The following is a 12384-nucleotide window of genomic DNA, read 5'->3' as shown; positions in this document are numbered from 1 at the left end:
CTGCCCTTACGGTGTGACTCCGGTCGCTCTGGGCGCGCCCCCGGCCGCCTCGCCGGTCCCTCCCCCTCCAGTCTGCTCCTCGTGCTCCGTGCGCTGCCCGCCCTGCGGCTCGCCCCGCCGCTCGCCCGGCTGTCCGCCCTGCTGCTCGCTCTGCTGGCCGTTCTGCGGTCCGTTCCGCTCGGTGAGGTCCTCGCCAGGTACCCGCCGCCTGCGCCGGTGCTTGAGCAGGGCCCAGGGCCCGCGGGCCCCCGTGACCTCCGTACCCGCCAGCCCCGCCGCCGCGGAGGCGGCCTTGGCCACCGGGAGCATGTCCTCGTTGCGCGACACGTCGAGGCGGTCCGACTCGGGCCAGACGCCCAGCGCCGCGCACAGGGTCGGCAGCACGGCCATCGCGGCGGTCGCGTACCCCTCCGCCGACGGGTGGTAGGAGTCCGGGCCGAACATCTCGCGCGGGTTCGCCGCGAACTCCGCCCCCATCAGGTCGCCCATCGAGACGGTACGGGCGCCCAGCGCGAGCACCCCGATCGTCTGGGCGGCCGCCAGCTGGCGCGAGACCCGGCGGGCCAGCCACCGCAGCGGCTGGTACACCGGCTCGATGGTCCCCAGGTCCGGGCAGGTGCCGACCACGACCTCGGAGCCCGCGAGCCGCAGTCTGCGTACCGCCGAGGTCAGCAGCCGCACCGACTGGGTCGGCGGCATCCGCCGGGTCACGTCATTGGCGCCGATGATGATCACGCACACGTCGGGGGCCGGCCCGTCGTTCCCGGCCGCGCCGTCGAGCAGTAGACCCACCTGCCGGTCCAGGTCGTCCGACATGGCCCCGGACAGCGCCACGTTGCGCAGCTCCACCGGCCGCTCGGCCACCGCCGCCAGCCCAGAGGCCAGCAGTGCGCCCGGGGTCTGTCTCGCCCGCCGCACGCCCAGCCCGGCGGCCGTGGAATCGCCCAGCATGCCGAGCCGCAGTGGGCCCGGACTCATCTCGGGACCGCCGAACTCGCCCCCGTACAGCCCGTCCGCGCGCGGCGGATCGGGCAGTCCGGTGCCGACCGTCCGCTTCGCGAACTGCATTTCCGCCACGACCAGACCCACCGCGGCGACCCCGACGAGCCCGAGCCCGCCGCCGCCGTACGCCGCGCCCGCCGCGATCCGGCGGGCCGTCCTCGCCCTCGACACCCTTCAGGCCACCTCCTCGGCACCCGGTCCTGTTTGACCTTCCTGCCCCGTACGCACGGTCGGCCAATCCCTTTCCGCATACTCTGGCCGAGCCTCCCGGAGAACCCGTGGAGTCCCCTCCTTGGAGAACATGGTGCAATTCCACGACTCGATGATCAGCCTCGTCGGCAACACCCCGCTGGTGAAGCTCAACCGTGTGACCGAAGGCCTCCAGGCCACCGTGCTGGCCAAGGTCGAGTACTTCAATCCCGGCGGATCCGTGAAGGACCGGATCGCCGTCAGGATGATCGAAGCCGCCGAGCAGAGCGGAGCACTCAAGCCCGGCGGCACCATCGTGGAGCCGACGAGCGGCAACACGGGTGTAGGACTCGCCATCGTGGCCCAGCAGAAGGGCTACAAGTGCATCTTCGTCTGCCCTGACAAGGTCTCGACCGACAAGATCAACGTGATGCGTGCGTACGGCGCCGAGGTCGTGGTCTGCCCGACCGCCGTCGACCCCGGGCACCCGGACTCGTACTACAACGTGTCCGACCGTCTCGCGCGCGAGCCCGGTGCCTGGAAGCCCGACCAGTACAGCAACCCGAACAACCCGCGTTCGCACTACGAGACCACCGGTCCCGAGCTGTGGGAGCAGACGGACGGGAAGATCACCCACTTCGTGGCCGGCGTCGGCACGGGCGGCACGATCTCCGGCACCGGCGGCTACCTCAAGGAGGTGAGCGGTGGCCTTGTCAAGGTCATCGGCGCCGACCCCGAGGGCTCGGTCTACTCCGGCGGCTCCGGCCGCCCGTACCTCGTCGAGGGCGTCGGCGAGGACTTCTGGCCGACCGCCTACGACCGCAACGTCACGGACGAGATCATCGCGGTGTCCGACAAGGACTCCTTCCAGATGACCCGTCGCCTGGCGAAGGAGGAGGGCCTCCTCGTCGGCGGTTCCTGCGGCATGGCGGTCGTCGCCGCGCTGCGCGCCGCCGAAGGGCTCGGCCCGGACGACGTGGTCGTCGTCCTGCTCCCGGACAGCGGGCGCGGCTACCTCAGCAAGATCTTCAGCGACGAGTGGATGGCCGGACACGGCTTCCTGGAGGAGGCCGGCCCGTCGGCCCGCATCGGCGACGTCCTGGCCGACAAGGAGGGCGGTATCCCCTCCCTCGTCCACATGCACCCCGAGGAGACCGTCGGGGAGGCCATCGAGGTGCTGCGCGAGTACGGCGTCTCGCAGATGCCGATCGTCAAGCCGGGCGCCGGCCACCCCGACGTGATGGCGGCCGAGGTCATCGGCTCGGTGGTCGAGAAGGAGCTGCTGGCGGCACTGTTCGCGCAGCGCGCCTCCCTCGGCGACCCGCTGGAGAAGCACATGTCCGCGCCGCTCCCGCAGGTCGGCTCCGGCGAGCCGGTGGCCGAACTGATGGCGGTGCTCGGCGAGGCCGACGCGGCGATCGTGCTGGTCGAAGGCAAGCCGACCGGTGTGGTGAGCCGTCAGGACCTGCTGGCCTTCCTCGCGAAGTCCGCGAAGTAGCCCGAAGCGGTACGGGGGCCCGTGCCTTGGCCGACGCGCAAACGGTACGGGCCCGACACGTAGTGGCAGCACCCGCTTAACACGGCTCCGGCACAGTGGTGGTTGTCGGCAGGGAAGCCCGGGGAACCGGGACCCGGCCGGCGCCACGAACGGCGTTGGCGCACTTCCGGAGCGGCTCCCGGACCGCGTTCGACGCCACGGACGCGCGGACGGCCCTGACCCGGCCCGTGTCCTTCGCGGGGACCGCCGTCGTCCCGCCCCCGGGCAACCGGGGTGCGGCGGTCCCCGCGACAAACTTCCGCGGGCCGGCCCGCGATTCGGCTCCGCGATTCCGTCGTGCGGTTCAGCTCCGCGATTCAGTCCTGTGCTTCAGTCCTGCGGGTCCGGCTCGGGCCGCCGCAGGGACTTCGACGCGTGGACGAAGTTGACGCCCAGGATGCCGAGCCAGACCACGATCAGGCCGGGCAGGTGGGCCTGGGCCGCGCCGATCGCCGAGAGCGGGATCGCCAGCACCAGGGTGACGATCGCGAACCCGAAGCGTTCCCCGAAGTTGCCCGCCGGCGATTCCTCCGGGCGTCCCGGACCGCGGGCGGCGGACAGCCGCTCTTCCGCCAGCCGCCGCCGGACCTGGGTGTCGATCTTCTCCACGAACGAATCCACCAGCGCGGCCTCGTACTCGGGCCCCAGCTCGCGCCGGGCGTCCAACGTGGCGGCGAATTCCTTCTTCAGCTCCTGGGACTCCATGCCCCCAGGGTAGGAACCGCCACCCGTACGGGCACGGGGGCTAGCCCCCGTATTGCCGGTCCCGGGAGTCTCGGATCGCGGGCGCGGGTTGCCGTCCTGCATAACCGCATGCAGAGTGCTTCGTGACTGAATATCTCACCGGGGACGTACGGGACGGAGGGGGCGGGATGAGCGAGAGCCCGGCAGCGCGGCTGCAGAAGCTGTTCGAGGGGCACCGGCTGACGCCGACCCAGCGGCGCATCGCGCACTGCATGGTGCGCGGGGCCGCCGAGGTGCCGTTCCTGTCGAGCGTGGAGCTCGCCGAACTGGCCGGCGTGAGCCAGCCGTCGGTGACCCGGTTCGCGGTGGCCCTGGGTTTCGACGGCTACCCGGCGCTGCGCAAGCACCTGCGGGAGGTGGCCCCCGCGGGGCGGGCCGGGGGCGGGCACGAGGACGCGTACAACGAGTACCAGCAGGCCGTTCAGGGCGAGATCGAGAACCTGCGGCAGCTGTCGGCGATGCTCGCCGACCCGGCGCCGGTCCAGGAGGCGGGGCGGCTGCTGGCCGCGTCGAGGCCGCTGCCCGTACTGGGGCTGCGGGCGGCCTCCTCGCAGGCGCGCGGGTTCGCGTACTTCGCCTCGAAGGTCCATCCGGACGTGCGGCTGCTCGACGAGGGCGGCTCGATGCTCGCCGACCGGATCGACGCGGCCGTCGCCGCCGGGGCCTCGACCCTCCTGTGCTTCGCGCTGCCCCGCCACCCCAAGGAGGTCGCGGAGGCGCTGGACCACGGGCGGGCGGCCGGGCTGACGGTGGTGACGGTCGCCGATTCGGCCTTCGCCCCGGTGGCCGGGCATTCGGACCTGCTGATCCCGGCGCCGGTCGGGACCGGACTGGCCTTCGACACCGCGTGCGCGCCGATGCTGCTGGGGCGGGTGCTGCTGGAGGCGATGGCGGACGCGCTGCCGGACGCGCAGGCGCGGCTGGAGGCCTTCGACGCGAGGGCCGCGGCGCGGGGCCTGTTCGTGGAGTGATCCCGCGTCGGTGATTCCCGTCGGCTCACCGGTAGTTGAGCTCGGCCAGCTCGGTGGCGAGGCGCTTGCGGAGCGCCGGGACGCGGGCGAGGAGCGGGAGCAGGGTGTTGCGTACGGCGCGCAGGGCCGGGTCGTGGAGGTTCGCGACGCGGGTCATCCGGTCGGTCAGCGCCACCACGCGCAGGGCGACGGGCCGGCGGGTGGCCTCGTACGGGTCGAGGTCGCCCGGCTTCCCGGAGGCGAGGGCGCGGGAGAGGGCGAGGCCGAGGGCGTGGCCGTCCTGGATGCCGGTGTTCATGCCCTGGCCGCCGGCCGGGCTGTGCACGTGCGCGGCGTCACCGGCGAGCAGCAGGCGGCCCGAGCGGTAGCGGTCGGCGACCCGGTGGTGGATCCGGAACCTCGACGACCAGGTGAGGCCGGTGACGGTGGCCTGGCCGGGGATGCGGGCGTCCAGCAGGGCCTGGACGAAGGAGAGGTCCGGCTCGGCGGGAGCCTCGGTGACGGTGGCGACGACGCGGTAGCGCCGCCCCGCTCCCGGGAGCCCGGCGGGGGAGGCGGGGGATCCGCCTTCGGGCAGCGGGGCGACCACGGTGAGGCCGGCCCTGCCGAAGGTGAGGGAGACCTCGCCGGGGCCGGGGGCCCAGTCCATCACCACGTCGGCGAGGACGAAGGATTCCCCGTAGGCGCTGCCGGTGAACCCGATCCCGGCGGCCTCGCGGACCGTGCTGTGCATGCCGTCCGCGCCGACGGCGTAAGCGGCGCGCAGGGTCTCGCCGGTGGCGGTGGTGAGGGTGACCCCGCCGCCGTCCTCGTCCTGGCGGACGCCGGTGACCTCGTAGGGGCGGTGGACATCGCCACCGAGGGCGCGGAGGCGGTCGAGGAGCACGGCCTCGGTCTGGTCCTGGGGGAGCATCAGGGCGTACGAGTGGGCCGTGGGCAGGCCGTCGAAGGTGACGGCGGCGAGGGGGCGGGCGCCGTCGCGGATCTGGAACCGGTTGACGGGGATGCCGCGGCGGATCAGCTCGGCGGTCAGGGCCCCGGTCGGGTCGAGCTCGTCGAAGACCTCCAGGGTGCGGGCGTGGACCACGGCGGCGCGGGAGGTGTTGGCGCCCTCGGCCTGCCGGTCGAGGAGCACGAAGTCGATGCCGGCCCCGGCGAGGGTGAGGGCAAGGGCGAGGCCGGTGGGACCGGCGCCGACGATCGCGACGTGGGTGGTGGCGGGGAGTGCGGCGGGGAGCGATCCGGACATTCTGAGCCTCCTACGGGATGCCAACGAGTGTTGGCCAACAACCGTTGATGCAAGGATGCGGCGGCCGCACTGGAGTGTCAACGGTTGTTGGCCTACATTTGTTGGCATGAGGCAAGACGCAGAGCACGAGGGCCGGGGCGCGCAGACCAAAGCGGCGATCCTGCGGGCCGCGCGGGAACGGTTCGCCGCGCAGGGGTACGAACGGACGACCATCCGCGCGGTCGCGGCGGACGCGGAGATCGACCCGTCGATGGTGATGCGGTACTTCGGGAACAAGGAGCAGCTCTTCGGCGCCGCGCTGGCGGTGGACCTGCGGCTGCCGGACCTCTCGGCGGTCCCGCCGGAGGACATGGCGGGAGTGGTCCTACGGCACTTCGTGGACCGGTGGGAAGGCGATCCGGCGGACGACGCGCTACTGGTGCTGTTGCGCTCCGCGGTGACCAACGAGGCGGCGGCGGAGCGGATGCGGGAGGTCTTCGCGACCCAGGTCGCCCCCGCGCTGGGCCGGGCACTGGGCCCGGAGCGGGCCCGGCGGGTGGCGGGCCTGATCTCGGCGCAGCTCCTGGGCCTGGCGCTGGTCCGCTACCTGCTCCGACTGCCGGGAGTGGCTTCACTGACCCCGGACGAGGTGGTGGCGGGCCTCACCCCGGCGATCGCGGCGACGCTGGCGTCCCCCTCCAGCCCGTCCCGGGGGCACCTCCCAGCGGTAGCTGGGGGAGTTTGAGGACCGGGTCCGGGCGGAGCCCGGGGAACGGTGGAAGGGCGGGAGGGGACACGCCCCGCGCAGCGGAACACCCGCAGCCCGGCACTGGCATCGCGCAGCGGCCCGGCGGGGTCAGAGCAGCGCGTCTGGCGTGGCTGCGCCGGCTTCCGCGGCGATTGCCGACAGCGACTGCGCCGCCCGCACGGGGGCGAACCGGACCGACTCCGGCTCCGGGTGACGCCCCGGCCCCGGCTCCGGCACCGTGAATCCGAAGATCGCCGGACGCGGCAGGCTGTTGTAGCCGTAGTGCGCCGTGAAGGCGTACGCACCCGTGTCGGGGACGGCGATCAGGTCCCCGGGGGACAGCAGCGGGAGCTCCCGGGCCGTGGCCAGGAGGTCGCCCGCGAAGCAGGCGGGGCCGGCGATGTCCTGGGGGACGGGCGGGCCCGTCAGCGGGGTGCCCTTGGCGTCGTAGGGCAGGATCCGCAGCGGCCAGGCCGCCGGGTTGTAGACCGTACGGGTGGCCAGCTGGACCCCCGCGTGGGTCAGGGCGATCGCGCGGCCGCCGGTGGTCTTCGTGTACTCCACGCGCGACAGCACCAGCCCGTGCTTCGCCAGCAGCGACCGCCCGAACTCCGTGACCAGGCCGTACGCGCCCGAGAACAGCCCGGGGGCGGCGGAGCGCAGGGCCGCCACGTAGTCGGCGTAGGTGGGCGTGACCTCGTCCGAGTCGAAGTTCACCGGCAGGCCGCCGCCGATGTCCAGGGTGTCCACCTGCCGGCGGCCGGCCGCCGCGTTGATCTCCTCGGCCAGGGCGTACAGCTCCCGTACGCCTTCGCCGATCAGGGAGAGGGAAACGCCCTGGGAGCCCGAGTGGAGGTGCAGCCGGGTGAGCCACGGCCGGTCCACGAAGGCCCGTACGAGCCATTCGCGCGCGCCCGGATCGCGCAGGGCGACGCCGAACTTCGAGGTGGCCTTGGCGGTGGAGAGGGCGTCGATGGCCCCCGCGCCGGTCTGCGGGTTGATCCGGATCCCGATGGGGGAGCCGGTCGGAGCGGCGGCCACCAGCGCGTCCAGGCGCTGGAGCTCCTGGCGGTTGTCCAGGTTGACGGCGATGCCGAGGGAGAGGGCCTCGCGCAGCTCGGCGGGGGTCTTGGCGGGGGAGTCGAGGACGGTCCGCTCCGGTGTGACCCCGGCCGCCCGCGCCAGGGCCAGCTCGCCGGGGCTGGCGACCTCGCAGCCGATCCCCGCGTCGTCGAGCAGCCGCAGGACGGGGACGAGCGGGGCGGCTTTGACGGCGAAGGCGTGCAGGACCGGGGTGCCGGCGGGGAGGGCGGCCGCGAAGGCGTCCGTCAGGGCGGCGGCGGAGGCGCGGATGCCGGCGGTGTCCAGCAGGCAGACGAGGGAGGGGTCGGGGCCGAGGTCCGGGGCCGGCCCGATCAGGCCCTGCGCCACGGCGGCTTTTACGGCCAGGTCCCGTCGCGCGGCCGGTGTCCCCGGTGTGGAGGGGCTGGTGTGCGTAAGCGGTGTGTTGGCCATGTCGTTCATCCCATCATCCGGCGCGGCGGGCCGCAGCTGTTGACTGAATCTATTCAGGGAGTGAGTATGTGAATGGATTAACCAACACCGGAGGAGGCACCGCCATGTCAGGACCCCGCCCCGTACGTGCCGCACGAGGTACCGACCTGAGCACCCTGGGATGGCAGCAGGAGGCCGCGCTGCGGATGCTCCAGAACAACCTCGACCCCGAGGTCGCCGAGCACCCCGACAAGCTCGTCGTCTACGGCGGCACCGGCAAGGCCGCCCGCGACTGGCGCTCGTACGACGCCATGGTCCGCACCCTCCAGACGCTGAAGCAGGACGAGACGATGCTCGTCCAGTCCGGCCGTCCGGTCGGCGTGATGCAGACGCACGAGTGGGCGCCGCGCGTGCTGCTCGCCAACTCCAACCTGGTGGGCGACTGGGCCAACTGGGAGGAGTTCCGCCGCCTGGAGAACCTGGGCCTGACCATGTACGGCCAGATGACGGCCGGTTCGTGGATCTACATCGGCACCCAGGGCATCCTCCAGGGCACCTACGAGACCTTCGCGGCCGTCGCCGCCAAGAAGTTCGGCGGGACCCTGGCCGGCACCATCACCCTCACCGCCGGCCTCGGCGGCATGGGCGGCGCCCAGCCGCTGGCCGTGACGATGAACGACGGCGTCGCGATCTGCATCGACGTCGACCCGCGCGCCATCGACCGCCGCATCGAGCACCGCTACCTCGACGTCAAGGCCAACGACCTGCGCCACGCGCTGCAGCTCGCCGTCGAGGCGCGCGACGCCCGCAAGCCGCTCTCCATCGGCCTCCTCGGCAACGCCGCCGACCTGCTCCCGCAGATGCTGGCCGAGGGCGCGCCGATCGACATCGTGACGGACCAGACTTCCGCGCACGACCCCCTCGCGTACCTCCCCACCGGCGTCGACTTCGACGACATGGCGGACTACGCGGCCAAGGACCCGGCCGGATTCACCACCCGCGCCCGCGAGTCGATGGCCAAGCACGTCGAGGCCATGGTTGGCTTCATGGACGCGGGCGCCGAGGTCTTCGACTACGGCAACTCCATCCGCGGCGAGGCCCAGCTCGCGGGCTACGAGCGCGCGTTCGCCTTCCCCGGCTTCGTCCCCGCCTACATCCGGCCGCTGTTCTGCGAGGGCAAGGGCCCCTTCCGCTGGGCGGCGCTGTCCGGCGAGGCCTCGGACATCCACAAGACCGACAAGGCGATGCTGGAGCTCTTCCCGGAGAACGAGTCCCTGCACCGCTGGATCAAGATGGCCGGCGAGCGCGTCCACTTCCAGGGCCTGCCCGCGCGCATCTGCTGGCTGGGCTACGGCGAGCGCGACAAGGCCGGCGAGCGCTTCAACGAGATGGTGGCCGACGGCACGCTCGCCGCGCCGCTGGTCATCGGCCGCGACCACCTCGACTGCGGCTCGGTGGCCTCCCCGTACCGCGAGACCGAGGCCATGCTGGACGGCTCCGACGCGATCGCCGACTGGCCGCTGCTCAACGCCATGGTCAACGTGGCCTCCGGCGCCTCCTGGGTCTCCATCCACCACGGCGGCGGCGTCGGCATGGGCCGCTCGATCCACGCCGGCCAGGTCACCGTCGCCGACGGCACCAAGCTCGCGGGCGAGAAGATCCGCCGCGTGCTGACCAACGACCCGGGCATGGGCGTCATCCGCCACGTCGACGCCGGCTACGACATCGCCGAATCGGTGGCCGACGAGCGCGGCGTCCGCATCCCGATGCGCGAAGGCGACTCGGCGTGACCCAGGAAGCCGCGGCCGGAGCCTCGTTCCACGAGATGTGGGCCGAGCTCCGGCCCATCGGCCGGGACCAGGGCAGCGGCGGGTACCGCCGCTACGCCTGGACCGGGGCCGACACCGACTGCCGCACCTGGTTCCGCGCGCAAGCGGAGGCGCGCGGGCTCGCGTACGAGACCGACCGCAACGGCAACCAGTGGGCCTGGCTCGGCGACCCCCAAGCCGGTGACGCCGTGGTCACCGGCTCCCACCTGGACTCCGTCCCCGACGGCGGGGCCTTCGACGGCCCCCTCGGGGTGGTGTCCTCCTTCGCGGCCCTGGACGAACTCCGCAGGAGGGGCGCGGAGTTCGCCAGGCCACTGGCCATCACCAACTTCGGTGACGAGGAAGGGGCCCGCTTCGGCCTCGCCTGCGTCGGCTCCCGGCTGGCCGCCGGGCAGCTGACCAAGGAGAAGGCGTACGAGCTGCGCGACGCGGACGGCATCCGGCTGCCCGAGGCCATGGAGGCCGCCGGGTACGACCCCGCCGCCATCGGGGCCGACCCCGAACGCCTCGCCCGCATCGGCGCCTTCGTCGAACTGCACGTGGAACAGGGCCGCGCCCTGGACCTGTCCGGCGACCGGGTCGGCATCGCCTCCGCGATCTGGCCGCACGGCCGCTGGCGCTTCGACTTCCACGGCGAGGCCAACCACGCGGGCACCACCCGCCTGGTGGACCGCCGCGACCCGATGATCACCTACGCGCAGACCGTGCTCGCGGCCCGCACCGAGGCGGCCCTCGCCGGAGCCGTGGCCACCTTCGGGAAGATCTCCGTGGAGCCCAACGGGGTCAACGCCATCCCCTCGCTCGTACGCGGCTGGCTCGACTCCCGCGCCGCCGACCAGGCCACCCTCGACACGGTCGTGACCGCCATCGAGAAGGCCGCCCGCGAGAGCGCCGACCGGGACGGGATCGACCTGGACATCGTCCGGGAGTCCTTCACCCCGGTCGTCGAGTTCGAACACGCCCTGCGCGACGAGATGAACCGGATCCTGGGCGGGGCCGTCCCCGTCCTCGGCACCGGCGCGGGACACGACGCGGGAATCCTCTCCGCGGCCGTCCCGACGGCGATGCTGTTCGTACGGAACCCCACCGGCGTCTCCCACTCCCCGCGGGAGTTCGCCGCCGAGGACGACTGCGTGGCAGGCGTCCTCGCCCTCGCCGACGTACTGGAAGGTCTCGCGTGCCGTTGACCGCGCACAAGACGTACTGGCTGGAGCACGCCTGGCTCGGCACCCATGTCGAGCCGGGCGTAGCCCTGGACGTTTCGGCGGACGGGCGGATCGCCGCCCTGCGGACCGGACCCGGGTCCGAGACCCCGCCCCCGGGCGCGGAGATCCTGCGCGGGCTCACCGTCCCCGGCCTGGCCAACGCGCACAGCCACGCCTTCCACCGGGCGCTGCGCTCCCTGGTCCAGGTAGGTTCGGGAACCTTCTGGACCTGGCGCGAGTTCATGTACCAGGTCGCCCAGAACCTCACCCCCGACAGCTACTTCGCGCTCGCCCGGGCGGTCTACGCGGAGATGGCGCTGGCCGGGATCACGGCCGTCGGCGAGTTCCACTACGTCCACCACGCGCCGGGCGGTACCCCCTACGCCGACCCCAACGCCATGGGCGAGGCGCTGATCGAGGCCGCCGCCGAGGCCGGTATCCGGATCACCCTCCTGGACACCGCGTACCTGTCGTCGGGCTTCGGCCAGGCCCCCGAGCCCCACCAGCTCCGCTTCTCCGACGGCACGGCGGACGCCTGGGCCGAGCGGGTCGGTGCCCTCAAGCCCCGTCCGCACGCCCTGATCGGCGCCGCGATCCACTCGGTCCGCGCCGTGCCGGCCGGGCAGCTCGCCACCGTGGCCCGCTGGGCCGAGGAGCGCCGGGCCCCCCTGCACGTCCACCTCTCGGAGCAGACCGCCGAGAACGAGGCCTGCCTGGCGGCCCACGGCCGCACCCCGACGCAGCTCCTCGCCGACCACGGGGTGCTGGGCCCGCGCACCACCGGGGTGCACAACACGCACCTCACGGACGCGGACATCTCCCTCCTGGGCGGCACCACCACCGGCACGTGCATGTGCCCCACCACCGAACGCGACCTCGCCGACGGAATCGGCCCGGCCGTACGCCTCCAGCGCGCGGGCAGCCCGCTCTCGCTCGGCAGCGACAGCCACGCCGTGATCGACCTGCTCGAAGAGGCCCGCGCGATGGAGCTCAACGAGCGGCTCAGCAGCCGCACGCGGGGGCACTGGACGGCGAACGCGCTGCTGACGGCCGCCACGGCCGACGGCCACGCGGCGCTCGGGTGGGCCGATGCGGGGCGCCTGGAGGCGGGTGCGCTCGCGGACTTCACCACGGTCGCGCTGGACTCCGTCCGGACGGCGGGCGCCGTGCCTCGGCTGGGTGCGGAGACCGCCGTCTTCGCCGCCACGGCCTCGGACATCCGCCACACGGTGGTCGGCGGCCGCCACATCGTCCGCGACGGCGCCCACACCCTCGTCCCCGACGTCCCGTCGGCCCTGGCATCAACCATCGCCGCCCTCCGCGGCTGACCGCTCCGCCTGCGGCGGGCCTTTCCCCCACCCCGCCCCCGCCCCCACCCCGGGGGGCCCCCCCCGCCCCCGAGCCCCGGGGGGGCCGGGCCGGGGGGGGGCAAACCCC

At 73.4% G+C, this 12384-nt stretch carries 10 protein-coding genes; 6 read left to right on the top strand and 4 right to left on the bottom strand.

The window, feature by feature from the left end; translation table 11 throughout:
• Nucleotides 1–6: 6 nt before the first annotated feature.
• Nucleotides 7–1173, bottom strand: a complete 1167-nt coding sequence (locus ACFXDJ_RS27465) for an SGNH/GDSL hydrolase family protein (protein WP_384650897.1) — start codon at nucleotides 1171–1173, stop codon at nucleotides 7–9.
• 133 nt (nucleotides 1174–1306) lie between these two features.
• Here ACFXDJ_RS27465 and ACFXDJ_RS27460 point away from each other — a divergent pair, with 133 nt between their 5' ends.
• Nucleotides 1307–2689, top strand: a complete 1383-nt coding sequence (locus ACFXDJ_RS27460) for a cystathionine beta-synthase (RefSeq protein ID WP_384650943.1) — start codon at nucleotides 1307–1309, stop codon at nucleotides 2687–2689.
• A 369-nt stretch (nucleotides 2690–3058) separates the two neighbouring features.
• Here ACFXDJ_RS27460 and ACFXDJ_RS27455 read toward each other — a convergent pair whose 3' ends face one another.
• Nucleotides 3059–3433: a hypothetical protein gene (locus tag ACFXDJ_RS27455; RefSeq protein WP_384650895.1), complete on the bottom strand. Its 375-nt coding sequence runs from the start codon at nucleotides 3431–3433 to the stop codon at nucleotides 3059–3061.
• 167 nt (nucleotides 3434–3600) lie between these two features.
• On the opposite strand from ACFXDJ_RS27455, the gene ACFXDJ_RS27450 reads away from it, so the two are divergent.
• Entirely contained in the window at nucleotides 3601–4443 is an 843-nt protein-coding gene (locus tag ACFXDJ_RS27450; protein WP_384650893.1) for a MurR/RpiR family transcriptional regulator, read from the top strand.
• A gap of 25 nt (nucleotides 4444–4468) precedes the next feature.
• Here the strand turns inward: ACFXDJ_RS27450 and ACFXDJ_RS27445 are convergent, their stop codons facing one another.
• A complete protein-coding gene (locus ACFXDJ_RS27445) occupies nucleotides 4469–5692 on the bottom strand; it encodes an FAD-dependent oxidoreductase (RefSeq protein ID WP_384650891.1) in 1224 nt (407 codons plus the stop codon).
• A 106-nt stretch (nucleotides 5693–5798) separates the two neighbouring features.
• On the opposite strand from ACFXDJ_RS27445, the gene ACFXDJ_RS27440 reads away from it, so the two are divergent.
• On the top strand, nucleotides 5799–6416 hold the full coding sequence (locus tag ACFXDJ_RS27440) for a TetR family transcriptional regulator (protein WP_384650889.1): 618 nt from the start codon (nucleotides 5799–5801) through the stop codon (nucleotides 6414–6416).
• 111 nt (nucleotides 6417–6527) lie between these two features.
• Here ACFXDJ_RS27440 and ACFXDJ_RS27435 read toward each other — a convergent pair whose 3' ends face one another.
• Nucleotides 6528–7934 (bottom strand): diaminopimelate decarboxylase, encoded by a 1407-nt coding sequence (locus ACFXDJ_RS27435; RefSeq protein ID WP_384650887.1) that lies wholly within the window; start codon nucleotides 7932–7934, stop codon nucleotides 6528–6530.
• 104 nt (nucleotides 7935–8038) lie between these two features.
• Here ACFXDJ_RS27435 and hutU point away from each other — a divergent pair, with 104 nt between their 5' ends.
• From hutU to ACFXDJ_RS27420, 3 genes are read left to right on the top strand one after another with little or no spacing between them, the layout of a single operon-like run.
• Nucleotides 8039–9703, top strand: a complete 1665-nt coding sequence (gene hutU / locus ACFXDJ_RS27430) for a urocanate hydratase (RefSeq protein WP_384650885.1) — start codon at nucleotides 8039–8041, stop codon at nucleotides 9701–9703.
• A 35-nt stretch (nucleotides 9704–9738) separates the two neighbouring features.
• Nucleotides 9739–10929, top strand: a complete 1191-nt coding sequence (locus ACFXDJ_RS27425) for an allantoate amidohydrolase (RefSeq protein WP_384650941.1) — start codon at nucleotides 9739–9741, stop codon at nucleotides 10927–10929.
• Complete coding sequence (locus tag ACFXDJ_RS27420; protein ID WP_384650883.1) at nucleotides 10920–12275, top strand: formimidoylglutamate deiminase; 1356 nt, start codon at nucleotides 10920–10922, stop codon at nucleotides 12273–12275. Before ACFXDJ_RS27425 ends, ACFXDJ_RS27420 begins: the two co-directional genes overlap by 10 nt.
• Nucleotides 12276–12384 lie beyond the last annotated feature (109 nt).

It is taken from the genome of Streptomyces sp. NPDC059443 (assembly GCF_042750105.1).
Lineage (GTDB): Bacteria > Actinomycetota > Actinomycetes > Streptomycetales > Streptomycetaceae > Streptomyces.
This window is presented reverse-complemented; position numbering and strand designations above follow the sequence as displayed.